This window comes from Burkholderia sp. BCC1996, from assembly GCF_905339955.1.
GTDB lineage: Bacteria > Pseudomonadota > Gammaproteobacteria > Burkholderiales > Burkholderiaceae > Burkholderia.
The window spans coordinates 16,605-42,739 of sequence record NZ_CAJPHM010000044.1 but is presented as its reverse complement, the minus strand read 5'-3'; the positions used below and the strand labels follow the sequence as shown (position 1 = coordinate 42,739).

The window sequence follows — 26,135 nt, the reverse complement described above, 5'->3', positions numbered from 1 at the left end:
CCCGGCCCGGCCCGTCCTAATAGGGTGCTACTTAGCCCAGGCTATCCATATTGCGACGAGCGCGATTGCAATCCTGGCTGCCGCGCGGCGGGTGGCCGATCTGACTTGTGATACGGTAACAAACGTCATAGGTTTCTCGCCTATACACCCTTATGCTAGCGGGATCCACGACCAAAGGCTTGCCCCCGGTCCAAAGGCGACCGGCCGGCATAGTTGCATCGACCCGTTGTGCTTCAGGGGGCGCCCAAGGTGGGGCACTCGCAGCTCGTACGTCTCATGTTGTCTTTCCTGTGATGAGTTCATAAAACGACAGCGAAGGGGGGGCGCAATGGCAAATGGGAGCGAGGCGGAGCCGCCTAACTCCAGCGTTCATGTTGCCTGAGCGCACGTTCCAGTTCACTTCATCAACTGGCGTCCCCAGCGGTTGCCATCGCATCACGTCCACCGGATAACCCGGAGCAACTGCGATACTTTTTTGCCTGGCTATTGCATCTATTTTTTTGACGAACTAACGTTCGTTAAAGGTTCGATGCGTTGCGGCTCCCGCACTGGTCGCTTCTGCCCCATCCGGGCTGGTCGTTGACGCGATAAGCAGGCCGGTTTTAGCCGTGCCCCTATACCAACATCCAGCGGTGAAAGGGTTCGGACTCCAATCTCTTGGGGGCTGGTGCTGGCACGCGAATTCTCGGGTCAACTGACACCCTGCTGTCAGGAGCCCAACTAGTATAGCGGTATCCACAAACTAGATGGACCAGTATGGAGTTGTCACATGCAGGTGGAAAGCAATACATCAGCAAGCTTACTTGAGCCTTTGAACGTCACGGGCGCAAACGAATCGACTCAACAGCGGCTCTCAGGTCAAATGGGGGCGCGTGCGCTCGCGTTGACTGTTCTGGCGTTCTCCGCACCAATCGCAGTTGTGACCGGTTATATACCGTTCACGATCACCTTCGACGGCGCAGGAGCGTGCTTCGCCTTTATCGTCACGACCGTACTCATGATCTTGTTTTCGATCGGGTATGTGACCATGGCAAAGCACGTACCAAAGCCAGGTGATTTTTACTCGTTTATCAGTTCCGGATTGGGAAAGATCGTCGGGCTCGGGGCTGCGTTCCTTGCGATCGCCTCGTATATTTTCATACTTGGTGGCACTTACGCTTTTCTGGGCATCAGTGTACAGGCGTTCATTTTGAGCCTGCACGGGCCTTCGACAGAGTGGTGGGCTTGGGCCATCCTCGGCTGGGCCATTGTCAGCACCCTGGGGTATTTTCACATCGAACTTTCCGCCAAGATCCTGTCTTTGGCTATGGTTGGTGAGGTGCTGATCGTGATGATCTTTAACGTCGCGGTTCTCGTGAAGGGAGGGAGTGAAGGTCTCCCGATTGCACCGCTCACGCCTGCCGCGTTTTTTCACGGCGACGTCCCTGTTACGCTTCTCTTTGCCATCCTTGTGTTTCTGGGGTTTGAGGCTACAGCCCTGTTCAGGGATGAGGTACGTGATCCGGATCGGACAATCCCAAAGGCAACGTACGCTGCTGTCCTTTTCATCGGTGTGCTTTACGCGCTGTCCGCGTACACCATGGTTGCGGCTTACGGTCAAAAGGCAGTCGACGTAGCAACGAATACTCCGTCGATGATGTTCCCGCATGCAATCGGCGTGTTCGTCGCACCGATCTTCACCCAGATTGCCTATGGGTTCGTGATTGCCTCTGTAGTCGCAGCACTCATCTCGATTCATAACGTGTTGTCCCGTTACGTTCTCAATCTCGCGCTTGACAAGGCGATTCCTATATATCTGGGCCGGGTTCACAGTCGGCATCGCTCGCCGCACCGTGCATCAACAGCGGTGGCCGTCTGCGTGGCGGTGGGGATGATGCCGTTCATCATGGGCAATGTCGATGCAAACACACTCTATGGCCGTATGTGCGGTCTAGGTTCTCTCGGCGTGATTGTTCTCATGACCCTGGTGAGTCTGGCCGTCATCGTGTGGTTTATCCGTGCAGGAGTTCCTGCTGGCGTCAGCATCTTCAGGATTTATATCGCGCCAGCGATCGCAATGCTCTCACTGGGGGCGACAGTTGTATTTGCACTTCTGCATTTCGACCTGGTGGTCGGTGGCGCACCAGGAGAGAATAATGCCTTGGCGTTTGTATTGCTGGCAACCCTGATCGCTGGATCGCTGCTGGCCGTTTACTTCAAGCTGATGCGTCCCCACGTATACGACAGTCTAGGGCGGGCCGACCGCCTGTTTGATCTGGCAGTCGACGATTGATTCGCAGGAGGCGATATCGCGCGGTAGCCTTGGCAAAGTGCGCACTAGCGGGTGACGCATTTATGGAACGTTCCGTGAATGTCAATGGGACGTTCCTACCGCCAGATAGGTGATCGCGCGAGCCCATATGGATAGCGGACGACGTTTCTTTTCAGGATGTACCGGCAACAGCCGTTCCCGCAATTCCGGGAGCTTCAGGAATTTCGACCGAAGGTGGCCGGGCGGCTATATTCACACCGACATTCGGAACACTGCTTCAAGCGCCGAAATATGCTGAATGACATCACGGGGGATCGGAGTCGGGAGTCGCCCGGGTCGATTTGGCGAGTACGCCCATCAGTTCAATTTTCCGACTGGTTCGCAGTCGGTGCCGGGAAAATGCATCCCCTCGTAACAGGAGACGCAGGATCTGCAAAGCGCGGGACTTGATCAGCTTTTCCCCTGAGCCTTGCCTTTACCGATTCCGCGACGATTCTGACAGGCGAAACTGGGATTTCGCGGACGGGCTGGCACGCCACCATGTTGGCGGAAATCATCCCCGGCAGGCGCCGGGCGTCTGTTGCCGGATAGCCTGACTCGCTGACCCAAGTCCAACACGAGCGGCTCGTCAGGATGGCAAATGAAGCCGGTGGAAGGCTGCATCGCCAGCGCGCCGAGCCTCTGGCTCCCGGTGATCTGACATCCGGCACCTGCAGCGCCGCTCCGCATCGGGAGTCCGTCAGGCGTGGCGGTATGTGGTCGGGTAGATACCGTCCTCGTCCGGAATGAGCGTGCATGTCATTTCCGCAAACCCGATATGGCGGTACGCGTGACGTTGCGCGCGAGTTGGGATGCTCCCCGCTGCAGCGTAACCGTGAACCACTTCCGTTACAGGTTGCTTGAGTCTGTCGCATGCAGGACAAAGGGGACCAGCTCGCTGAGGACAACGGTGCAGCGGCGAGATGCTTTGGTGGCTCCTGGGGAGTCTGCTCACTGGGTGGAATCGACCCGAGCACGCGAAGAATTTGCGGCCTTGCGCCTGTCTGGCGCTGTATCCGGAGCGATTTTTTCTGAAGACAGAATCGACCGGGTGACGACGATCGCCATGTGGGCGCAGGCGTCGAGACAAGCCTTGTCTCCATTCCATGCGCACCAGGATCCTGCGCCATTGAGGAGCGTCATCACGATGCGGGATTTGACCTTTGCCTCGACATAGCCCATATCAAGCGCAGCTGCCTCGTAAAGCCCCTCGCAGATCGCGAGCCATTGACGGACTTCCTTGCGGATTTCTGGCTGCAGGAATTCACCAATCCGGTCCGTCGCCACGACGAGATCCCACATATCACACTCTGGTCGTTCTAACTGGCAAATCACATGGAGCCGGACGAGTGCGTCCCAGAATTCCTCCGCGCCTCGGCAACCACCTGTCGCTTCGATAACGTCCATGCCAAAACGGTAGTAGTGCCAGCGCAATGCCTCCGCTACGATCTCATCGCGCCCTCCCGGAAAATGGGAGTATATGCTCGGCGCTTTGAGGTTTACCTCGGTACTCAGCACCCGCATTGATACGGCGGAGTAGCCCATTGATGCGGCGAGCTTGAGAAAGGCATCAAGGATGTTGCGGCGGCCCGGCGTTTGCTCAGACCAGTCGAATTTTTCCAACTGCTGCTTCAGTTCACGCATAGCAGTCTGCACTCGTGTGGGCAAGGTAGTCACTCTCCTGAATAAGGTCCCGAAGCATCTCCTGGGAACACCAATTGATGAACCTCGTGCGTCCGGGTTGGATTCGGCGATATGGTGTATCGCGTTTAACGCGTGAACAAAAAAATACCAGATATGGTGTCAGTGTCTAAGTATAGCGAACATTCGCTAGTACGGGGATCGAATCCGTAATGAGACGCATTATTGATATTTGGGATTGACGGCGGGAGGCACTACGCAATGCTCGATGGCTCAAGGCTAGTTCGCTGGAGCGCCCCAAGGCGATGGCTCGATCGGCTTGCTCCAATGGGGCATGAACTGCGGAACGCGATAGCGCTTCCTCCTGTCGTGCACTTGGCCATCCTCACAACCCTGGCCTTGTCCCAGACTGGGCTGCCCCGCGATATCCAGGGCTCCCCTGTCCTGAGGCCCAGGTCCAGAATGAAACGACAGATATTCGCTGGGAAAGAATCAGACAAGATGGGCAGCTGGTTTCGTCACTGCCATCAGTATTTCCTGCCCATATCGCGCCAGGAGATATAGTGCGCATACGGATGAGCCATCAAGCGAGGGACAGGCAAACGGACCTGCATGCATGCCATCGATCCATCGAGTCAGGCACACACCGGCTTTCGACGGGCAGGGCCAATACGGGCAGGTTGCCCCCGTGTCTGTGATCCAGATGTCTCTCGTGCGCACACTTGTCGATGATGACATTGGTGGGCGAAACGTATCTCAGAAAGAGAGCTGATAGGTCCCAGTATTTTCATCAATGGTGCAGTTTCGTATAAAGGCGCACCATTAGCGCGCACGACTGCGCGCAGGCCGATGCTCGAACCGCATGCAACCGTGAAGGGCTCACTTGGCATGGATGATGCTTCGTCTAAATTAGCGAGCTAACGTTCGTTAGTAGGCCGAGTGCTAAAGGATTTGTGAACGATCAACGTGGGACAGGAAGAAAGATGAGCGAAGTTGAAACAGCGAGAAAAGAAATTCTGCCTTGGGGTAACGCACAGTACGTGGCGAATCCCTATCCATGGTATGACAACGCGCGCCGGAATTTCCCCATCTATCGGGATTTGGACGGTACCTACGTGGTGACGCGTTACGAGGACATGGTCAGATACGGGAAGCTGCCAAGTCTCTCCATTGTTACGCCGGATGGCGCTCCCAGTGGACCCTGGAAAGCCCTGTCGGCGACAGTGCTCAACCTGGATCCCCCGAAACATACGGCTGCCCGCCGGCCCATGAACAAGTGGTTCACACCAAAACTTGTGCAGAAATGGGTTGAGGCAGCGGAAACCTATGTGCTTAACCATTTGGACAGAACGGCTAACGGTGAGCACTTCGATGCCAACATGCAGCTGGGGGTCGGGCCGTCGCATGCCGCAATGTGTAACGCGCTACAGGTGCCGGCAGACGATTTCGAACCGGTAATCTTCTGTATGCACAAGACGATGCGGGCTCTCAGTGAGACTGCCGGGGAAGAGGAGAACGAGCGGGCAACAAAAGCGTTCGAATATATGTTCGGCCGAGTGAGGGACCTTCTTCAATGGAAGCGCGCAAATCCCGGCGAGGGAATGGCCGACGCGCTACTGGGCGGCTACGACAACGGCGACATCAGCGAAGCGCAACTGGTTCAGTCGGTGGTGCTGCTATGGGGCTCCGGCGGTCATAACCCTTCATACATCATCAGTTCGGGGGTTGAATACTTCGCCCGCCATCCGGAGGCTTACGAAATTTTCAAGGCTCAACCGGACAAGCGACCGCTTTTTATCAACGAAATCTACCGGTTGTATCCGCCGGAGCTTTCATTTTCACGCTTTGCGACGGAAGAAATCGAAATCCACGGCGTGACGATTAAAGTCGGGGAGTGCGTCAAGTTCATCATCGATGCAGCGAACCGAGATCCGGATGTCTTTCCCAATGCAAACGAGTTGGACCTTACCCGCCCGGCAAACGCGCTTCAGGGTGTGAGTTTTGGCATGGGGGTGCATCAGTGCGCAGGCCAGATTATCAGCCGCGGGGAGATTGAGACAGTTTTCCGGGTATTGGCGGAGAACGTGGACCGATTCACCCTGGAGGGCGAACCAGAGATGGATAACACCGGACGGTCCCGCGCCTATGTGAACTTGCCGATCTCGGTGGTGAAGTCGGCAGCGTAAGGGTACGAAGTACGGACGCAGGAATTTCCCTGCGTCCGCGTACCCTACCATTGAATCGGCCGTTTACCCGACTCGCAAGCTGTGAGAGATTGATCGATCGTCGTGCGTCGCCCACCAGAATTGGCATCCAGGGAATTATTTACGGAAATCGCTCGAACTGTCGAGTTGAGTTCCTTCTCCGTGATCGCAAGCCGTGGTTAGTGATTCGCGCCGACACTGGAGATTTGGCTGCGTGTTCGCCCCCGGACGGTGGATCTCACTCCGGGAGCGATTTCACGAGGCTGTGGCTGGTTCGCCTGGCTTCATATCGTCGCAACGGCTCAGTGGGCGGTGTAGCCCCCGTCAATGACCTGCTCCGTGCCAGTGATATATCTGGATTCGTCCGACAGCAGGAACAGAACGAGGGACGCAATTTCGTCCGGGTGGGCAAAGCGCTTCAGGGGCACCAGATCGGCTGTATAACCTTTACCCTCAATCATCGGTGTTTCGGTATCTCCCGGATGAACACTATTCACGCGGATATTGGCTGATGCAAGATCCAGCGCTGCGGCCTTCGTCATACCTCTGACCGCAAATTTCGTTGTTGTGTACGCAAGCAGGTTCGGATATCCGACAATCCCGGCAGTCGACGAAACCGTAATGATGGATCCACCTCCTGCGCGACGCATGGAGGGGGCAACCGACTTCATTCCGAGGAATGCACCCACCTGCATGATATCCACGAGGCGGCGGAACATCTCGAGGCTCGTTTCTTCGAGCGACTCTTCGACGAGCACCCCTGCGTTATTTACCAACCCATCGATCGGTCCGGGAAAGAACTCATCAGCAGCTGCGATGACATTTTCCCACCCCTCCTCGCTGCTGACGTCAAGTTGAACAAATGTAGCGGCTCCGTTGAATTCCTTGACGAACGCGTTGCCCCGCACGAGGTCACGGTTTGCGACGAGCACTTTGGCGCCCTCATTTACGAAGCGCCGGACCTGCGCGGCGCCCATGCCGCTCGTTCCGCCTACGACAATAATATTCTTTCCATCAAGCCTTCCGTTCATTGGCCACTCCTTGGCTATATGAGAAAACACGAGAATCACACGTTCCTGCAGATCCAGAATATGCTTATGCTTCACATCTGAAAAAAACCAAACCTTGCAATTGCTCGTAGCATGCCGGACGTGATCCTCCGTGCGAATGCTCCCGGCCTGATGAGCAGCTCCCTGCTGGACGTTCATGAAAATTCGCGGCTCGGTGGCTCGATGATTCGGAGAAACTGAATCTTCGACTGAAAATCATCGTCCCACTGCCGCGCCAAGACATCCAGATGACAATCATTCGATGCTTAGGCGATCGTCAGTGCACTGAAAGTGAAGATGCCCTTCACAGCATGAAATGCCTTGTTGCATAAACGATCGATGTCGCTCGATGTCCCGTTCCAGTCAGTCCACGATGAAGCGCTGTCCAGAATTGCGAGTGCGAGGCGGCCTCTCAATTCGGCATCCATGTCGCAGTATTCGTACGCAGCAGCTTCGTACAGTTTTGAGCAGAGAGATATCCAGTAGTTAACCTCTGATCGCGTCTCGGACGTCAGGAATCCACCGATCTTGTCACTTGCAACAAGCAGATCCCAAAGATTATTCTCAGGCTTTTGAATCTGATGTGAGATATGAACCCTGATCAGGGCTTTCAGGAACTCATCGGCGTCTTGCGTTGGTTTCACGGCTTCCAGTACCGCTGTCCCAAAGCAGTAGTAGTGCCACCGGAGGCATTGACCGACGATCTCGTCCCGTCCATTGGGGAAGTGAGTGTAAATACTGGGTGCCTTGATACCGAGAACGTGGGCCAGGCGTCTCATTGTCACGGCACCGTACCCTTCGGCCGTGGCAACCTTAAGAAACGCATTCAGGATGTTCTTGCGTCCGCTAGTCAATCCGGACCAGTCAAACTGCCTAAGATGTATCTCGAGCTCGTGGCGAACCTGCAGGATCCGCGTGGAAGGTCCCATGGTTACTTCCTGAATTGTTTGTGGCGACCCCGTCCTCCGGAGGCCTTCCGTTCGAATCAAAAAATGGACGTCCTGCACGGATCCGGGATTTGCGTGATTGCGAGCGACCATCCGGCGAAGGCGTTCGCTCTGGCAGGGAATTGCGCAGTCGCCTGAAGAGGAATCAATGCACGCCCGCTGGCAAGAGTGCACCAGGGGAGGGACGTGAGTTGGGGCACACCCGTTAGCATGCCCCACCAACGACGACTCGAATCAGTACTTCCTGCCTTCGAGTTCGCTCATTACCTCTTCGAGCGACTTACCAAATGCATCAACGATCATGTCTGTCTCGTCGGTATCAATAATCATGGGCGGAGAAAACAGAACGGCGTCGTCCGTTGGGCGGGTAATGACGCCATTCGCACGCATGCGATCAGCGACCATGTAGCCCAGTCGTCCGGACTCGTCGAGGGCCTTTTTCTTCTCCTTGTCGGTGACAAGTTCGACACCGGCAAGAAGGCCGACACCGCGCACCTCTCCCACCAGCGGATGGTCGAGATATCGGCGGAAGCCCTGTCGGAGGCGTTCCCCCATTTTCGCTGCGTTTTCGACAAGGTTGTCCTGCTCAATGATGCGGATTGTCTCGAGGGCCACCGCGGCAGCGACCGGATGACCGCTGGTCGTAAAACCGTGCCACATGCCGCCGTATTTCTCGCTGGCGTCGTAGATCGGGCCGAGGGCCTTCTCGTTCATCGTGAACGCGGCAAACGGAATGTAGCCGGACGTCAGTTGCTTGGAATACACCAACACGTCGGGCTGGAGGTTGCAGGTCTCAGTGCCGAACATATTGCCCGTCCGGCCAAAGCCGCAGATGACCTCATCGGCGACGAAGATGATGTCGTACTTCTTCAGGACTGCCTGAATCTTCTCCCAATAGGTCGCCGGCGGCACGATGACCCCACCACCACCCATGATCGGCTCGCCGATGAAGCAGCAGATCGTTTCCGGACCCTCTGCGAGGATCTTTTGTTCGAGCTCGCTGGCCAGGCGGCTCGCAAACTCATCTTCGGTCTCCCCGGGCAATCCCTCGTGGTAATAATGAGGGCAGGTGAGGCGTACCACCGGCATGATCAGGTCATGACCCCAGTGGTTCGCATCGAGGCCGGTCAGATTGTTCGCCGCGATCGTGGCGCCGTGGTACGCGCGTTGGCGTGCAAGGATCTTCTTGCGCTTCGGTTCGCCCATTGCATTCGAGCGGTACCAGAGGAGCTTAATGACAGTGTCGATCGCTTCGGAACCGGAAGCGTTAAAGAACGCCTTGCTCATTGGCACCGGGGCCATTTCGATGAGCTTCGTGGCAAGCTCGATCGTAGGTGGAGTCGAACGGTGCACGAACACGTGATAAAAGGGCAGAGTGTCGTATTGGCGCTTCGCCGCTTCGCCAATGCGCTTTTCGCTAAAGCCGAGGCCAGCGCACCACATGCCAGACATACCCTCAAGGTATCGCTTGCCAGCGTTATCAACGACAAACACGCCGTCACCCTTCTCAATGATGATAGGGCCGACTTCTCGATGTTTGATGTGGTTCGTATGGGGATGAAGGACATAGTCAATATCCTTCGTCTCGAGCGATTTCATAAATTTTACGTCGTTCAAGGCTTTACTCCTTTAACTCGATGGTCATCGGGCTGGATTTTCCGCCCGGTTCTACGAAAGGCGTGTGGCTGACTGGTGACAGACATCGGGCATGCACCTGGCGACCGTCCGGCCGTCAGCTTTTCTGATGCGCGAGCTCAACCAGTTGAGGCAGAATCTTGTTGGCCCATTCGACGGCGACGTCGGAGAGTGCTTCCCCTTTCGCGGCATCATGTCGCCCGATTTCCCCGACCGGTGAAGCACCGAGTTCAAACAGCAGGCCCGCCACCAAGTCAATCCCGTTGCCATAGGTATCGTATGTGCTGTCTCCCAAGCCGAACGCCGCGAATCTCAGGTTGCCGAGATCCGGCCGTGTATTCTTGAGCGCCTCGTAGAAAGGCGCGGTGGTCTCGGGCAGTTCGCCTTCACCATAGGTGGAGGTAATGACGATGACGACGCCAGCTTCGGCCAGTTCCGATACATCGTACTTCTCCATCGGGATAATCTGTGCTTCGGCTCCGGATTCGATAATGTATTCGGCGATATCATCAGCCGCCATTTCTGAATTTCCGCTTTCGGTTCCAAATAGGATGCGAATAAGCATACGAATAATCCTTGTAAACGGTTATATTGTGACGTGATGTTGTGAGCGGGTGTTACTTATCTTAAGTATTAAAACTCAGTCGGCAACGGGTAGGGCCTGTCGCTGCGCAATCGAAACCATAAATGAAGCGTCGGTCAACTTGCGACGGCAACGATGCGAAGGCGAATTGGAGCATTCGTACCTGTCAATCTCTCTCCAGCCATCAAAATCGATCATTTTCGATCTTATTTTGTCTTCGACATATGAGAAGCCGCGTCCTTTCTCTTTAAGAAGACCGGATTCGAGCATTGTGACGATCTGCTCAGATACTTCTTTCGCGTCCTTGCGATTTGCAGCAATGGTGCCTTTGCCGTTGCGATTTAGCCAACCTACCTTGAATACATTTGAGCCAGTCCAGCTGTCATCGCTTCCGGACACCTCTCCACCTGAGAGGCAATTCGTGAAGCCGGTAGCACAGATCACCGTGTCGACCAGAAACAGATTGTGCGTTGACCCATTTGTTCGGTTGACCGCAAGCTCGTTGCCGTGTTCTCCGCGCATAAAAGATTGCGGCGCGGCAAGGAAGTGAAACCGGATTTGCACGGGATTCGCGCTGGATTCGACGGTGACGCTTCGGGCTGAGCTCTGGTGAGTCGCATCGCGAAGTAATGCTGCCGCTTTGCAGCTCTCAAGATCAAAATCTTCCGTGCCTGTCACCTCAAATCTCGCGTCCGGAAGTGCCAGCACCTCCTTGAGCATTGACAGATCAAACTTCGCCGCGGATACCGGGGACCGGCCAAAGATGTCGATTGATGAGATCCCGTGAGCTTTGAACGCTTTCAGACGATCGTCGTCCACATCGCTACCGGCTAGGTCGGATTCGCTCTTGCACAGAATGCGAACTACATCCATCGCGACATTGCCCATCCCGATCACGGCAAGATGCTGCCCGAGCGGTGTGATTTCTCGCCCCTTCTTCGATAACCGGTGGTCAAGATCCGGGTGACCGTTGAGCGCCTTCAGAATCGATCCAGCACCCACAATTGCGTCAGGCAGATCGGTTTCGATCGGGAGATAACGATCGTGCTGGAGTCCCGTCGCCCTGACGACAACGTCGAAATTTTCTGCAATGTCCTGAAACCCGAGATCGGTGCCGATAGTTATGTTGGCGGCCAATCGTACGCCGTCACGCTCGAACAGCCGATCAAATTGGTCTGAAACGGCCTTTGTGCCCTGGTGATCGGAGGCTACGCCATACCTTAGCAGTCCGTACGGTGCAGGGAGCGATTCAAATATGGTGATCTCCGCATCCGGCCATTGCCGCCGCAGGAACTGTGCCGTATAGCAGCCTGAAGGGCCGCTGCCTACGATAGCAATCGTGGGTCTTGTCGTCGACATATCGGTAACTCCAAAGGTACAACACCAGCTTAGTGTGCTCGTACTTACGAACGCAAGTTAGGTTTTTCCTTATGGAAGCAGGAGCCGTGCCAGTTCAATATGCGTTGTGAACCGGACTTTCGCGCGTGCGTCGAGCCAATGGGCGGATCCAGTGTGGTGCATGAAGCTCGTTGATGGTGCGACTGGAACCCTCGGAAGAGCATTCCGGCGCAATTGTCCTGAGCTGGAACCGGGCTCAAGGCGCTGATTCTTCACGTGTGTCGCGCGACCGGCGCCCAGATCAGATCAATGGTCCGGACTGGCCCGCCCGCTGCTCGAGCGAAGCCGGGCGGATCCGCGTCCCTCGCGGGAGCGAGGCGCATTCATTGGGAATTTGGTCGCGGGCGCGGGATCGAATTCGCTGGATGATACCGTCGCGGGGTGCACTATCTGCGGGATGCGCGACAGATGCCGAACCTCGCGAGCGCCACCGCGAGCGTGTCTGGAGAGCGTATCGGCTGGACGGAGGTGGCGCAAGGCACGTCGATATCAACCGCCAGCAGGGGAGTACGTCGCACCTCGCTGCATCCGGTTGATATCATCACCAGGTATTGGTAGTGCGATTGCCTATATCATGCCGCTATTGGCCGGCTTCATCCGGCCGCCGCCGTCGATACGGACGCTTGTTCCATTCATCATCGGATTCGTGATAAGGGCGGCGATGAGTTCGGCAAATTCGCGAGGTTCGCCCGGGCGCTCCGGGAACGCACGTTCAATGGAGAAGACCAACTGGTCCTCGTCCGCTGCCGGTTCCGCGAAACTGGAAGCAATAACGGACAGGACCCGGATTCCATAACGACCGAGTTCCCGTGCCAGAGGCAATGTCATGGCAATTCGCCCACCCGCTGCGGCGGCCAACGCGGCTTCGTTGACTGCGCCGTCATCTGCAGTTTCCAGGGCTGTGTTGATGATGACGCCGCGCTCACCGCCTTGATTCGGTGGAAGGGAGGCGGCGGACGCCGCAAACAGACGCAGGATATCGAAAATACCGACAAGGTTGCTTGTAATGACTCTCTCGCATCGTTCCAAAGAGCAGGGCGATACGTTGTTGCGGTAATCGGCTTCGGCAATGGGAAATTGATCGCAATATTCGTGGCAGTTCACCAGTATCCTCGGCGGCCCGAGCGTTGCTTCGATGTGCCGAAAGGCTGCTTCCACAGAGCGTGGGTCAGTGATGCTCACGGCGAATGATAGGTGCGAGCTGGACGACGGGAGGTTGTGTGGTGCTGCGCTGTCGGTGGCAAGCCGTGCGACCTTCGCGCCCCGGCTTTCGAGTAGCAATGCAACAGCATTCCCGAGCGCAGAGTCGGCTCCGGTAACCACGGCCACGGTATTGGAGATTTCCATATGCGTCTCAGTATCGAGCGGGCATGCGAAGTCCACCATCCAGTCGCAAGACGGTGCCGTTCAACATGGGCTGCTCAAGGATGGAGGTGACCAGGTCTGCATACTCTTCAGCGGAACCAGGCCTGCGCGGGTAAGGTGGGACAGCCGAAAAAACGACCTTTCTTGACTTCTCGGGTAACTGGGTTGTCATCGGAGTTTCGAAGACTCCCGGAGATATCGCATTGACGCGAACACCAAACTTTCCTAACTCGCGCGCAAGCGGAAGCGTGATTGCCGATACTCCGCCCTTTGACGCAGAGTAAGCCGCCTGACCCATCTGCCCTTCAGTTGAGGCGATCGAACTGGTATTGATGATGACACCGTTCTCGGCGTCGTGTCCTTGCTCTAGGGCCGTCGAGATCATATGAGCCGCGGCACAGCGTATCGTGTTGAGCGTGCCGATCAGATTAATCTCGATGATGCGCCGGAATTCGTTCAGCGGCATCGCACCTGAGCGTCGGACTGTTGTTCCTGGCGTTGCGACGCCAGCACAGTTCACTAGGACAGCAGCCGCACCGATATGCTTGCGGATTGATTCGAACGCGTCTTCGACCTGCGCAGCGCTTGACACGTCCAGCTGATATGTGGCGACGCCCTCCTGCTCGAGCGTTTCAAGCGTGGCTGGATTGGCGTCTATCGCCACTACGTGTGCTCCGCGTCTGCGCAGCTTGCGCACGCAAGCCAAGCCGAGGCCTGATGCGCCTCCAGTTACAACTGCAACCTTGTCTTCGATTCGCATCTTTGCCTCGTTTTGAGCTTTCGCGGAGTGCGGTGGCTTATTTTCCGCCAATCATCTTGCGGTATTCGGAGCGCGACGCGATGGGGCGTCCGGTTACTGCGGAGATGTTCTGCGCCAGCTCGAAAGTTTGCATGTTCGACTGGATACGATCGTCACGATGGGGCCACAACCAGTAGGTATCCTCCATACCGACGCGGATATGCAGCCCCATCAGGGCGGCAAGCGTGGCGACGTACATCGAGGCTCGGCCTGCTGCACATACCATGATGAACGCGTCCGGGTCGATGTCACGAATGGCGCCGACGCTTCGCGTCAATCCTTCAATCATCTGCCGCGGATTGTCCATTGGGCTGCAGCCGGGAAGCGCGGGCAGGATGAGCCACACGGCCGGCGTCTTCAATAGCCCGCTCTTGAGCAGGAACCGGTCAGCGTTGGAGACGTCCGCGTCGGTGTAGACCGCGATCTCGGGGATGGCGCCGGACTCGACAATGAGCCGGGTTTTCTCCATCATCAACGGCGCAGGCTTGGCAAAAAGGGAATCACCGATATACGTGACCGTCGTATTCACTGGCGCTGCGTCGAGCAACCCAGAATCGAGAACCTTTTTCATCTCTTCCCATTCGCCATCAAGTGCCGGTACGAGACATCCATCGACAGCGAGGTCCGGATATTTGGCCTTCAACGGCTCGATTACCTCTCGGAAACGCGACGGAGAGAGGACGTTGAACCCTTCGTCGTCACGCACGTGGATGTGAACGGTGCTGGCGCCCGCGATGAGAACCTCTTCGGCAGATTCGCGGATGGCCTTCGGGGTTAAAGCCTGGTGCGGATTCTGGTCATGGCGGAAAAACGCCCCGGTAATGGCGACCGAGACCGCGAGCTTCTCGGGGATAGCCCACGGGACTGAGATTGGTGCATCATGCAGCGCAGAACGCTCAAGGCTGAGAATCTGCGGCGCGCCATAGGGCTTCCAGATCATTCGGCCATGGTCGCGCGCGACGCTTCGTTCAATGCGTTCCCAATCAATTTTCGTCATTTTCAGAGTTCCTTTGGTTGCAGATCAGTTGGGTGAAAAAAGAAGTACCAGCGCAACACGTGCACCCCATGCCTTGTGGTTCGCACGGCTGCATCTTCTCAAGGAGGTTTGATGCCCATGCATTGACTGCGGGGGTTTGAGTGGTGTCCAGGGCGATTGGAGTGAGCGTCAGATGGTGCTCTCCAATCGGAAAAGTGAATGCATCACCCTCCTCACCCACGCGGGACAGTCGTGCTCGTCGGAATCCGGGCGCCGCATGCAGGTCCAGGTGGACAACGGCGGGGTGCGGGGGAGGCGCGTCGAAGAGGTGCACTGCGACTTCGGCAACATATTCAGCCGAGCGGTTAGCCGCCATACCTTCATCGCCGACACAATGTCGAACCGTCAGGGTTGCGGCCCCATCATTCGCCGCGGCAGCAGCCAATTGGAAACCCGCGCTGTCCCGAAGTGAGTCAACTGTCGAGAGGCGTTTGTCAACGCAGCAAATAAAGATGCGCGGAACTGGGGGGCTGGAATCAATTCCTCGCGGCGAGCGATCACAACAGGAGCAGATCTCATCAATCTCGAAGTCATACGCCTGGATTCCCGTCGCCCTGAGCATGCCGACCGTCTCGATCAGGATCGAAGGATCGACATGATTTTCGCGGGTAACAATTGCCTGTATCACTTTCGTAAAGCTCGCTAGTTGTTGCGGACGCGGGGTAAGCATCCTGATGCCGGTTGGTCTGAATTCCGTGGCGCCCAGCGGGGAGTCGTCACAGAACGCATGGTAGGGAACTGAGCGAGAAACCGCCGGGGGGAGGGGGGCCAAAATGTACGCGAAATGGGACAGTTTCAGGATTACGGCTTTGTGATGATCACGTTCCGCTGTCTGGTCGAAAGAGTGCTGCCTCGAGCTATCAGGCGGTACTTGCCCATTGAGACAGATTGGGATGCGGCATCGATAAAGTTCCGCGTCACTGAATGGTTGCACATAGGCGGCGTCACACCGCTTCCACCCGGGAAGCGCTATCCACCTACGTCATGTCGGCGTTGCCCGCAAGTGATGCGGGTGGTAAATCTGGACGCCTTGCGTATGAGCACGAGCCGCGCGTAGGGTGTTGTCGCACGAAGTTGCACAGCCGGCGACGGTATGCCGGACCATCCAGCGAGTCATGTCCAGAGAGCTTGCGTGTGATTCCCCAGACTGGTGGACTAGGTTTCGATCACGGTCGCGTGCCACGGCTTTCGATATTCTTCGGTGTCGAATCCACGATCCGTCCAAACACAGAAACTGGATTGACAGTGGTCGCCGGCGCCCATGGCGACTGGGCGGCTTGGCCTCAATGAGCGGCAGCACCTGGTTCACTTCGCAGTTGCTGGCGCTTGTAGGGAACGGTGTGAGCGCGATGCCTCCCGCATGGCTGGCGAGGTAGTGCCTGGAATTAAGACTGGGAAAATTGGTAGGAGACTGGCGGAAACGCGTGCGAAGCGATGGTCATGGATCACCGGTTGGCACGATTCATTGCACGCAGCTTTGCCAGGAACATTCCTGCAGCAGGCCACAAGGCTCACGCTTTTGCCGGTTAGCTCGCCTGCGCGAGCGACCTACAATTGATCCACGGCTCATTTTGGGGCGGAAGCCCGTCCCCTAGATAATCAGATTTCGGCAACAAAAAATGTCGGTTAGCGCGGTGCGCTTGTGGTGCGCGCGTCGTTCGCATGTTTGCATAAGCGGCGCTGCTAGCGCGCGACTATGCCCACCTCAAACTCTTTGAAAACAGCATGGGGTGGGCGATCGGTGGGTCCGGCAAGCCATCGAGCCCTCTTTAATTGCGCAAACGAGCTTTTGATTATCATCAAATTGGGGCGATCTGTCGGGTGTGTGATGGCAATTGATGTGGGCGGTGGTCCGCAACCGCCGGTCATCTCACCGGTGCAGTCTGGCAGTCGGGCCCCTCGGACCAGCAATGTTGCGTTGGGGTTTCTGTGTAGCGACATTGAAGGCGTTCCGGTTCATAGTTAAAGCTAACGTACGTTCGCTAGCAAAGGTGGCGGAGTTGAAAATCATGGAGAGCGCAGCACAGATTGGCGGCAATGTGATTGGTAAGGCAGCTAACTTACCCAGCGGCCACATGATCGAGGAACATCGTCATCGGCACGGCCAGTTGGTCTACGCCGTTTCGGGCGTAATGGAAGTAACGACACAGCGAGGTCTCTGGTTAGTCCCGCCGATGCGCGCGGTTTGGGTGCCACCGGACGTCAACCACAAAATGCGTGCGCGCGGCGCGGTGCAACTTCGTACGGTGTACGTCGATCCAGAGGCCCTGCAAGAGAATGCTGCGGAGGCACCGCGAACGCTTTCAGTAACTCCGCTTCTGCGTGAACTTATCTTACGGGTTGTTGCGATACGCGCGTCCGAAGACTTGCGCGAAATAGATCGCCAGGTATCGCGTCTGCTTGTCACTGAGATGACGCAACTCATGACGGAGCCGGCGAGACCATCAGAGGATGCTCTTCCGCTCCCTAGCGGCCGTGACAAGCGACTGGCAAAAATTTGCCAAGCCGTACTCGACGACCCGGGCTCACCTTTGGGACTCGAGGAATGGGGAAACATTGTCGGGGCATCGAAGCGTACGATGGCGCGCAAGTTTCAATCCGAATTCGGTATGTCGTTCTTCACATGGCGACAACAAGCACGTGTCTTCATTGCACTTTCCAGGCTTAGTCAAGGTGAGTCCGTCACGTCGGTCGCCAGCGACTTGGGGTATGAAACATTGGCAGCGTTCTCATCGATGTTTAGACGAGTGACGGGAGTACTCCCTAGTAAGTACTTCAGCGACAGTGACACCTCCGCTTCACTTGGGACCTGATCATCTGGCGGCACATGGCACCCCGTGACAACAGTCGATTGCACAGGTGGGACGGATAGAGAATTCCGCGATCCCGCTTGGGGGCCGCAGGAGTGCCAGTTCGAGCAGTCTGGCCCGGAAGCAAGCTTAAGCAGTGCGGATAGCGGTCTCGTCCGTCATCTGACACGCAAAGTTGGTTGGTCGAGTTCGATATTGCCACGATGTCGTGACTGCATGTCTCGTCCCGTGATTCTAGCAAGCTGACCGTCTCAGGCGAAACGCTCGGAAAATTTTCCCTATTGTCCTGCGGGTATCGATGGACAAATGGGGCGGTTGTCGCGGGTTCGTTAACCGATAAAAGACGTCCATGCACGAGTGATGTGGTTAAAGCAATCTAGTGAAAGATTCCGGAAGATGACGGATAGCATACACGAAGTGAAAGTTTGAGATTGACGTCTTGGAATATTTTGTATACCTAATCAAATATGAAGAAAATAGACGAAGAAGTGTCACTTTCGGCGTGATGTTTGTCCCTCGCTAAGACGCTCAAAATTAGAGAGATCGATAACATGATGCATATGCGCGTGTAAGAATAATCAAGCCGGTCAAGAATTTCATGACCGGGCGATGGTGAACCGCACGAAAGCGAACGATCGCTGCAGGTGCTGGGCCCGGTTAAAAGATTGAACAGGTAAAGGAACGACAAATGGCATCGGAAAAGGATCTGTACCACGGAGTCCCCCGTGAAGGAGCGTTCGATCAATCGCCCAACCACGACCGTTGGGGCCAGCCGTTAGGGACCCATAGCGTAGGGCGCTGGCGTGTCGATGAAAGCGTGAATGTCGTTTGCGCGCTGGACGGGAATGAGGGGGAGTACCGTACATACACGGTAAGGCCAGCCTCATATGACGCAATGTTCCGCGACGCCGTTGACCGGAACATATCGGCGGAGGCGGTCGTGTGCGGTGAACGCCGCGTCACGTACAGCGAACTCAACACCTTGATCGAAGTAACGGCGCGAGGGATGGTCGAGGCAGGGTTGGTCCGCGGCGATCGCGTAGCTGTCATGCTCGACAACCGTCTTGAATACCTCGTTGCAATGCTCGCATGTGTTCGGGCCGGCGGTATTGCCATTCCGCTTGGCACCAGACTGGGGACAGCGGAGGTTGAATATATTGTCTCTGATGCAGCGCCGGTCTTCGCCATTACCGCGACCGAGTGGTATAAAAAATTTCCTTGTAGAAGCAGTCTTAGGGCAACTTGGCTTGTCGATGGCATCGCAGGAGACGCGAGATCATTTGACGAACTACAAAATTCGAATGGAGAGCCGCCGCTTCCTAAATTGAATAGCAACGACGTAATGATGATTGTCTACACGTCGGGCACAACCGGGAAGCCAAAGGGAGCGTGTTTGACGCATGGAAATTTCATTCATACGTGCCTGCATTACCTGTATGCGCTGGCAATCGACAGACCACAGCGAAGTATCCTGACCGTCCCAGCGACGCACATTGCGGGTTTTGGACCGCTTGTTTCCGTCACTCTTGCGTCTGGCGGAACTATCGTGATGGTTCGGGAGTTCAAGGTCAAGCGGATACTCGAGTTGATCGAGCGCGAGCGGATCACCTACGCAGTCCTCGTTCCATCGATGTACCAGCTGATTGCAATGAATGAGGCGACTCACGAGTACGACCTGTCGTCATGGAAGTACGGCGTCTACGGCGGCGCGATCATGCCGCCGGCCACGATTGAGCGGTTTTCCAGCATCGCACCGACGCTCCGGATGATCAACGCATACGGCGCGACGGAGACCTGTGCAGTATGCACAATCATGGCGCCGGAGCTCACTGCAACGGCACCGGCAAGCGTCGGACTCGCCCTTGAATGCACGGAAATCCGGGTCGTGGACGAACACGGCGAGACTGTACCAGTTGGAGAGAGTGGTGAGTTCTGGATTCGTGGCCCGAATGTGAGCCCCGGCTACTGGAATAACAGTGAGGCTACAAAAAGCGCCTTCCTGAATGGTTTCTGGAAGAGCGGGGATGTTGGTAGCAGGAATTCAGACGGACTTCTATACGTTCACGATCGAATTAAAGACATGATTAACCGCGGTGGTTTCAAGGTGTTCAGTGCCGAGGTCGAAAATGCAATCATGGGACATTCCGAAGTCGAAGAGTGTGCCGTAGTTGGGACTCCAGACGAGGTGTTGGGGGAGCGTGTATTTGCTTTCGTTAAGCTGAAGATTGATTCGAAGCTTGGAGGATCTGAACAAATCAAGGAATTTCTTCATGAGAGAATCGCCGATTACAAAATTCCGGATTTCTGGCAGATCGAGCATGTGAATCTTCCTCGGAACCAGAACGGAAAGCTGCTGAAGAAGGAATTGAGGGATAAGGCTATTGACCGCCTGACCCAGATTTCCGGGGGGAGAGCCTAGGGAAGTAGCTCAATCCTCATTTTTTAAAAAGTACGATATAGGAGACGAAAATGAGCGGATCTGTCAAAGACAAGGTTATTGTTGTGACTGGTGCTGGGCGCGGGATCGGGGCTGGTATTGCAGCGGATCTGGCCAAAAACGGCGCACACGTTGTGGTCGCGGACCTCAACCGCGATGGCGCCTCCCAGGTGGCTGAAGAAATCAAGGGCGCAGGTGGACAGGCTTTTGCGACCGCGCTGGATGTCGCGAATCGAGAGCAGGTCAAGTCGATGATCTCGGAGGTTGTGAGCAGGTTCGGTCGACTCGATGTCATGTTCAACAACGCAGGCATTAGTCAAACCTGTCCGTTCCTGGAAGTCACCGATAGCGACTTCGACAGAATCATGGCCATCAACGGGCGGGGCGTGCTGATCGGAACGCAGGAGGCGGCGCGCCAGATGATCGCCCAAGGCGGCGGAGGAAAGATCATCAACACTACGTCGATTGGCGGCAAACAGGGCTGGCCGCTTTACGCACATTATTGCGCATCGAAGTTCGCGGTGGTTGCATTGACTCAGGCTGCCGCGCGGGCGCTGGGTGAACACAAGATCACGGTGAACTGTTTCGCGCCGGGTGTGGTGGCAACCGAACTCTGGACCCAGCTCGACGAAGATTCCCGGAAGTACGGCGTCACGTCAAAGCCGGATCAGCTGATCAAGGACTTCTCGCAGGGCATCCTGCTGGGCCGTGTGTCGACCCCGAAGGATGTTGCAGGTGTCACGACCTTCCTCGCGTCTGATGCGTCCGACTACATTACGGGGCAGACCATCATGGTCGACGGCGGGATGGTGCTCATCTGAGCTTCGACAAGAGACCGTAGATGGCAGGAGGCCGCAGTCAGACGGCAAATATCGAGAGTCAATCATGCTAAATAAAATCATTATCCGATATATAGCCGCTGCTGCGGTTTGCTACTTTACAACGCCGTCAGCCGTGTTCGCGGATACTGCAACGCAGCTGATGCAAAGCCGGTTGGGAACTTCCCTGGCAGATCCGGTAGTGACGGATTCCTTTCAACGTGCTGCACGCCCCTTGACCGATGCACAGCGAGCCAAGGCGTTGCAATGCTGGAAGGCCAATGGGTGTACGACAGGAACAGGCGGGAAGCTGTCAGTGGCGTACGCAGATGGATTTGGCGAGAACGTCTGGCGTCGCGTGACCGAGATGGAGTTCATCCAGCAGGCGTTGACGTATCCGGAAATCGGCAAGATTCAGTATTCGTCAGCACGGGGGGACGTATCGAAAGCTATCTCGGATCTGAACTCATACATCGCGCAAGGCGTCAACGTGATCGTTCTTTACGCGGATTCCGGAGCCGCACTAGCACCGACCGTGCGGGAGGCAAGGGAAGCCGGCATTACGGTTGTCCTGAACAACGGCACGGAAGCGGGCGCGCCAGGGAAGGACTACCCGACTAGCGTTCACGAGAATATCTGCGCCCTCGGGCAGGAGTTTGTAAACACCATCGTTAGGGACAATCCTTCGGCGAAGTCGGTGGTCGCACTTGGCGGGACGCCCGGTAATACCATCAGTTCCGAGTGGCAGAACTGCGCCACAAAGCAGACAAGCAAGCTTGGCCTCAAGATCCTGACGCGCATCGATACCAATTGGACCCAGGAGGGCACTTTTCAGGCGATCTCGGCTGCGCTATCCCAATATGGAAATTTTGATGGCTGGCTCTATGAGTACGCCGACGGATTTCGGGCTGCGCTTCGCGCCTACAAGGCGGCCGGCCGGCCAATTAATACCGTTGTGACGTTGCGCACGGACGAACAGGGCCTGTTCTGCGACTGGGAGTCGTTAAATAACCCGAATTTTCGCATTTACTACTCGTCAGGCGGAAACTTCACGGCCAGAATTTCGTTGACAGCGGCGATGATGGTGAGATCCGGCGCTCACATCCCGAGCACGATCTACGTACCGTTTTCAATGAAACCCGCGAGGAAGGGACTCTGTAACCGTGACCTGCCAATGGAAACATCGCTTTCAACCTTGGTGGATCCAGCGACGCTCAAGGCGATGTTTCCCAAGTGATCCATTTTTCGCTCATGAAACGCTTGAGATAACTCCTGCTCAACGGATGACCTAGACCATGAACGAATCTGTCTGTAACGACGCCCGAGCGGTTGTTCTCCGCCTCAGCGATGTTTCGAAGACCTACCCTGGTGTCCGGGCGCTGGACCACGTCAGCATCGAATGTCGTGCTGGAGAGATTCACGCGATTCTTGGGGAGAACGGCTCCGGGAAGAGCACACTCATGAAGATCGCGAGTGGCGCTGTCAAGCCGGACAGCGGCACGGTGCATATCGGCGGTTCGCTGCTGGCAGTGTCCGATCCACGCGCGGCTCGCGAACTGGGGCTCGCGACCGTCTATCAGGACGATTCGCTGATCCTTGAGCTGACGGTTGCCGAGAACCTTCTCCTTGCAGCTGGTGGCTTGAACGTCAGCTACCAGGATTTGATGCCCTGGGCCGAAGCGGAGCTCCGGCCGTACGGTGTTGACATCTCGCCTGCTGACATCGTCGCAGATCTGACGCCTGCGCAGCGACAGTTCGTTGAAATCGTGAAAGCGCTTCAGTCGAAACCGCGAGTTCTAATCCTGGATGAGCCGACGTCTACATTGGATCTTGCGGGCGTGAAAAAACTGAATGATGTCCTGCAGGACGTCACAGCCTGCGGCACGGGCGTCATCTACATCAGCCACCGCTTGCCCGAGATTCTTGAATTGGCTGAGCGAGTCACGATTCTGAGAGATGGTGTTTATCGAGGAACCTATCCGGTACGACCGGATATGGAAGAGAGTGAGCTTGTAACCCTGATGGTGGGCCGGGATATCGAGGCCGCACAAATGGAAACGCGCAAAAGTCACTCGACACAGGAGTTACTGCGAATCAGGGACTTATCTGGAGATGGATTTCACAAAGTATCGTACGACGTTTACCTAGGAGAGATAGTTGGTCTTGCGGGTGCGGAGGGAAATGGACAGCGCGAGGCGTTGCGGGCTCTCGTCGGACTGGACTCGCGCACCGACGGTTATGTTGAGTGTGGCGGTCGTGTCGTCGACACGTCATCGCCTGCTGTTGCCTTGCGGGGAGGCATTCTTTATCTCAGTGCGGACAGAAAGGGCGAAGCGATGTTTCCTGAGCTCGGGGTCCGAAAGAACATGGTTCTGCCAATTTTAGGCAGGTTTCTCCGGTTTGGAGTGCTTCGAGCCGCTGCCGAAATTGGCTATGGTGAGGCTATGAGGCGGGACTTTGGCGTTGCCGCAGCCAACCTCAATGCACCTATCCGCGGACTTTCCGGTGGGAACCAGCAAAAGGCTATGCTCGCGCGTTGCTTTCGATCCGGAGCACGAGCCGTTCTCCTCGACGAGCCCACGCAAGGGGTCGACGCCGGCGCCCGCTATGAGATCTATGGCGCGATTCAGGAGAACATCCGTGAAAATGGCTGTTGTGTGATCAACTCATCGGATGCGCAGGAACTGGCTACGATCTGTGATCGGGTGCTGGTCTTTTCTCGTGGGCGCATTATCAAAGAGCTTGCCGGGGAAGACGTAACCGAGGAGCGTATTGTCACAAGTTTCCTCACCGCGCGTGGGTCGGAAGTTATCGGGGACAGTGGCCGCCTAGAACCGGAAAATGACCGTGATCGGTACGCGACGTTGAAGAAGCGTTTCGCTAATGGGAGCGCCGACGCGATACTACCCATCGTCCTGCTCACCATTCTCTCATTTCTGGTCAGTGCCTATGCGGCGGGAGAAAGCGAAGTCTTCCTGAAAGGCATCAACATCCGGCATCTGCTGTATGCACTTACGCCTACCGGACTAGTTGCGATGGCCCAACTGAACGTTTTAATTGTTCGAGGCATCGACATCTCGGTTGGCTCAGTGATGAGTCTTATTGTGGTCCTGGCTTCCTACGTGGTTGCTCAGGGAGGAACCTCCCTAGAAATATCGGCTGGAGTTCTAGCTTGTCTGGTTGCCGGACTCGTAATCGGGCTCGTCAACGGGGCGGTAATCCGGTTTGTTCAGGTTAACGCAATAATCACAACGATTGCATCCCTCAGCATTCTTCAGGGATTTGCGCTGGTTGGCAGACCGATACCAGGCGGTTTGATAAGCAGCGACCTCGCCGATCTGCTGCGGTCTCACATTGATTTCATACCAGTCTCATGCATTGTGTTGATCGTGCTGGCGATATGCTTTGACTTCTGGCTCCATCGCACCCGTTCCGGGCTTGAAGTCAAGGCAACCGGGTTCAGGGAGGAGGCGGCGAGACGAAATGGTGCGCGTGTGACGTGGATTCATATCCGAGCCTACATCGTCTGCGCATTTCTAAGTGCATGTGCCGGAATATTTCTGGGCGCGGAGGTTGGCGTTGGACATCCAACAGTCGGCCAGAATTATGCATTGACCAGCGTTGCCGCGTCGGTGCTAGGTGGGGCAGCGCTCAGTGGTGGACGTGGCTCCTTCTCGGGCGCACTGCTGGGCGCATTTTTCTTCACGCTGATTGTCAACGTGATATCGATTCTTGGCCTGAGTTCTGCAACCGGGTTGATTGCAGGTGGAGCAATGACATTGACAGCGGTGTTTCTATACTCAGGAAACCGTAACGTAATGAGATTCTTAACCGCACGATCGGCATGTGCTGGCAAGGCAGAGCGTTTTCTATCGCAGTAGGCTTGAATGATCTGGCAGAAGTACAAATCGGAAATCTGCATGAATACATCTACACCGAAGGCGGAAAGCTATGGCGAAGACGGCCGCGACCGGCAACGTTGCGGGAAACCTATCGCATTGCCTCAGCGTCGTTTTGGGGCCATCTGGATCGCTGTCATCATTCTGATGGTTACGCTGCGGGTATTCGTTCCTCGCAGCGTGGAGACGGGGGCGCTCATGGCCATATTGCCGCTCGCCGCTTTCCTGGCGACGGCTGCGATCGGGCAGACCCTGGTGATGATGACGGGCGGTATCGATATGTCGGTGCCGTCGACGGTGATGATATCAAGCGTGATGCTGCTCGCGGTTTCGGGCGGAAATGATGATCGACTCATGCTGTCGATCCTGGCGGCACTTGCAGCAGCAGTCGTGGTGGGCACGTTCAACGGATTGATGGTTGCAGTTTTAGGGTTGAACTCGCTGATTGTGACGCTGTCGGTTGGTGCGCTGGTCAGCGGTGGCGCGCTCTGGTTCTGGCAGAGTCTCTCGGCCGAGTCCAGCGTACCGCCACGCCTCGCCAACTTTTCGAGTGAACTCATCTGGAATTTGCCTATGTCATTTCTGGTATCCGTGGGGTTGACTCTTCTAGCCGCTGTCGTTTTGCGCCGTACGGTACTCGGCCGAAGGTTTGAGGCAGTCGGCGTCAGCCCGCGAGCCGCTTATGCGACAGGCACCCGGACGTGGCGGTATCAGGCAGGCGCGTACATGGCAGCCTCCTTCCTGTACGGTACGCTGGCAGTACTGTTAAGTGGATTCTTGCGTAATCCCACGCTCGACGTTGGGGCGCCGTATCTGCTGGCCCCTATTGCCGCGGCTGTGTTGGGAGGGACGGCAATAAGCGGGGGTGTCAGCAATGTGATCTCCGTCGCAGGCGCGTCATTGTTCCTTGTGCAGCTTGTGCAGGCCATGAAAATGCTGGGATTGGATACCTCCTGGCAAACAGTGATTCAGGGGATCGCAATTGGCACTGGCATGTGGCTATCAGAGGGCAAGACCAAGGCAGGGGGGCATTGAATGCCGTGCTCGCAAAAGCTGGATGGCGATGTAGTGAAAGGTTGTCACTTTTGGCGTGTAAATTGGCGCTTGGCAAATAACAAAGAAATGAGCTGTGACTTTAGTCTATACGCTCAATGCGCGTCGATATTCCTCCGTATGAGGTGAGCCGCCTTTTTGAAAAAGATGGTGCTCAATAGGTCGCCGTGA

Annotated in this window: 18 protein-coding genes; 8 read left to right on the top strand and 10 right to left on the bottom strand. The window is 56.1% G+C overall.

Translation table 11 applies throughout. From position 1 onward, the window contains the following. The first annotated feature begins 769 nt into the window (after positions 1 to 769). A complete protein-coding gene (locus U4Z64_RS35630; protein ID WP_321822478.1) occupies positions 770 to 2,272 on the top strand; it encodes an APC family permease in 1,503 nt (500 codons plus the stop codon). 969 nt (positions 2,273 to 3,241) lie between these two features. Here U4Z64_RS35630 and U4Z64_RS35625 read toward each other — a convergent pair. Then, a complete protein-coding gene (locus U4Z64_RS35625) occupies positions 3,242 to 3,934 on the bottom strand; it encodes a TetR/AcrR family transcriptional regulator (RefSeq protein ID WP_321822477.1) in 693 nt (230 codons plus the stop codon). A 980-nt stretch (positions 3,935 to 4,914) separates the two neighbouring features. On the opposite strand from U4Z64_RS35625, the gene U4Z64_RS35620 reads away from it, so the two are divergent. Next, positions 4,915 to 6,117: a cytochrome P450 gene (locus tag U4Z64_RS35620; RefSeq protein ID WP_321822476.1), complete on the top strand. Its 1,203-nt coding sequence runs from the start codon at positions 4,915 to 4,917 to the stop codon at positions 6,115 to 6,117. Between the two features lie 320 nt (positions 6,118 to 6,437). On the opposite strand, the gene U4Z64_RS35615 is transcribed toward U4Z64_RS35620, so the two are convergent. From U4Z64_RS35615 to U4Z64_RS35575, 9 genes are all read right to left on the bottom strand, one after another. Further along, positions 6,438 to 7,343 (bottom strand): SDR family oxidoreductase, encoded by a 906-nt coding sequence (locus U4Z64_RS35615; protein ID WP_321822475.1) that lies wholly within the window; start codon positions 7,341 to 7,343, stop codon positions 6,438 to 6,440. A 107-nt stretch (positions 7,344 to 7,450) separates the two neighbouring features. Continuing rightward, the gene (locus tag U4Z64_RS35610; protein WP_321822474.1) at positions 7,451 to 8,113 is read right to left on the bottom strand and encodes a TetR/AcrR family transcriptional regulator; all 663 of its coding nucleotides are present in this window, start codon (positions 8,111 to 8,113) and stop codon (positions 7,451 to 7,453) included. A 252-nt stretch (positions 8,114 to 8,365) separates the two neighbouring features. After that, positions 8,366 to 9,730 (bottom strand): aminotransferase, encoded by a 1,365-nt coding sequence (locus U4Z64_RS35605; RefSeq protein WP_415750626.1) that lies wholly within the window; start codon positions 9,728 to 9,730, stop codon positions 8,366 to 8,368. Between the two features lie 133 nt (positions 9,731 to 9,863). Further along, positions 9,864 to 10,331, bottom strand: coding sequence for a flavodoxin domain-containing protein (locus U4Z64_RS35600; RefSeq protein ID WP_321822472.1), 468 nt, complete (start codon positions 10,329 to 10,331; stop codon positions 9,864 to 9,866). Between the two features lie 75 nt (positions 10,332 to 10,406). Further along, positions 10,407 to 11,708, bottom strand: coding sequence for an NAD(P)-binding protein (locus tag U4Z64_RS35595; protein WP_321822471.1), 1,302 nt, complete (start codon positions 11,706 to 11,708; stop codon positions 10,407 to 10,409). A 606-nt stretch (positions 11,709 to 12,314) separates the two neighbouring features. After that, entirely contained in the window at positions 12,315 to 13,094 is a 780-nt protein-coding gene (locus U4Z64_RS35590) for an SDR family oxidoreductase (RefSeq protein WP_321822470.1), read from the bottom strand. A 7-nt stretch (positions 13,095 to 13,101) separates the two neighbouring features. Then, positions 13,102 to 13,872: an SDR family NAD(P)-dependent oxidoreductase gene (locus U4Z64_RS35585; RefSeq protein WP_321822469.1), complete on the bottom strand. Its 771-nt coding sequence runs from the start codon at positions 13,870 to 13,872 to the stop codon at positions 13,102 to 13,104. A gap of 37 nt (positions 13,873 to 13,909) precedes the next feature. Then, positions 13,910 to 14,908, bottom strand: coding sequence for a 3-keto-5-aminohexanoate cleavage protein (locus tag U4Z64_RS35580; RefSeq protein WP_321822468.1), 999 nt, complete (start codon positions 14,906 to 14,908; stop codon positions 13,910 to 13,912). Continuing rightward, the gene (locus U4Z64_RS35575) at positions 14,895 to 15,617 is read right to left on the bottom strand and encodes a hypothetical protein (RefSeq protein ID WP_321822467.1); all 723 of its coding nucleotides are present in this window, start codon (positions 15,615 to 15,617) and stop codon (positions 14,895 to 14,897) included. Before U4Z64_RS35575 ends, U4Z64_RS35580 begins: the two co-directional genes overlap by 14 nt. 1,339 nt (positions 15,618 to 16,956) lie before the next feature. Between U4Z64_RS35575 and U4Z64_RS35570 the strand changes: the two genes are divergently transcribed. The 6 genes from U4Z64_RS35570 (at position 16,957) to U4Z64_RS35545 (ending at position 25,946) form a co-directional block, all read left to right on the top strand. After that, a complete protein-coding gene (locus U4Z64_RS35570) occupies positions 16,957 to 17,760 on the top strand; it encodes a helix-turn-helix transcriptional regulator (RefSeq protein ID WP_321822466.1) in 804 nt (267 codons plus the stop codon). Between the two features lie 685 nt (positions 17,761 to 18,445). Then, positions 18,446 to 20,176: a class I adenylate-forming enzyme family protein gene (locus U4Z64_RS35565; protein WP_321822465.1), complete on the top strand. Its 1,731-nt coding sequence runs from the start codon at positions 18,446 to 18,448 to the stop codon at positions 20,174 to 20,176. Positions 20,177 to 20,226: 50 nt separating this feature from the next. Further along, entirely contained in the window at positions 20,227 to 21,015 is a 789-nt protein-coding gene (locus U4Z64_RS35560) for a glucose 1-dehydrogenase (RefSeq protein WP_321822464.1), read from the top strand. 64 nt (positions 21,016 to 21,079) lie between these two features. Further along, positions 21,080 to 22,249: a substrate-binding domain-containing protein gene (locus U4Z64_RS35555; RefSeq protein ID WP_321822463.1), complete on the top strand. Its 1,170-nt coding sequence runs from the start codon at positions 21,080 to 21,082 to the stop codon at positions 22,247 to 22,249. Between the two features lie 58 nt (positions 22,250 to 22,307). Continuing rightward, a complete protein-coding gene (locus U4Z64_RS35550) occupies positions 22,308 to 24,893 on the top strand; it encodes an ATP-binding cassette domain-containing protein (protein ID WP_321822462.1) in 2,586 nt (861 codons plus the stop codon). Positions 24,894 to 24,899: 6 nt separating this feature from the next. Then, positions 24,900 to 25,946 carry an ABC transporter permease gene (locus tag U4Z64_RS35545; RefSeq protein WP_321822461.1) on the top strand — a complete coding sequence of 349 codons (1,047 nt, stop codon included), beginning with the start codon at positions 24,900 to 24,902 and terminating at the stop codon, positions 25,944 to 25,946. The last annotated feature ends 189 nt before the right edge of the window (positions 25,947 to 26,135 follow it).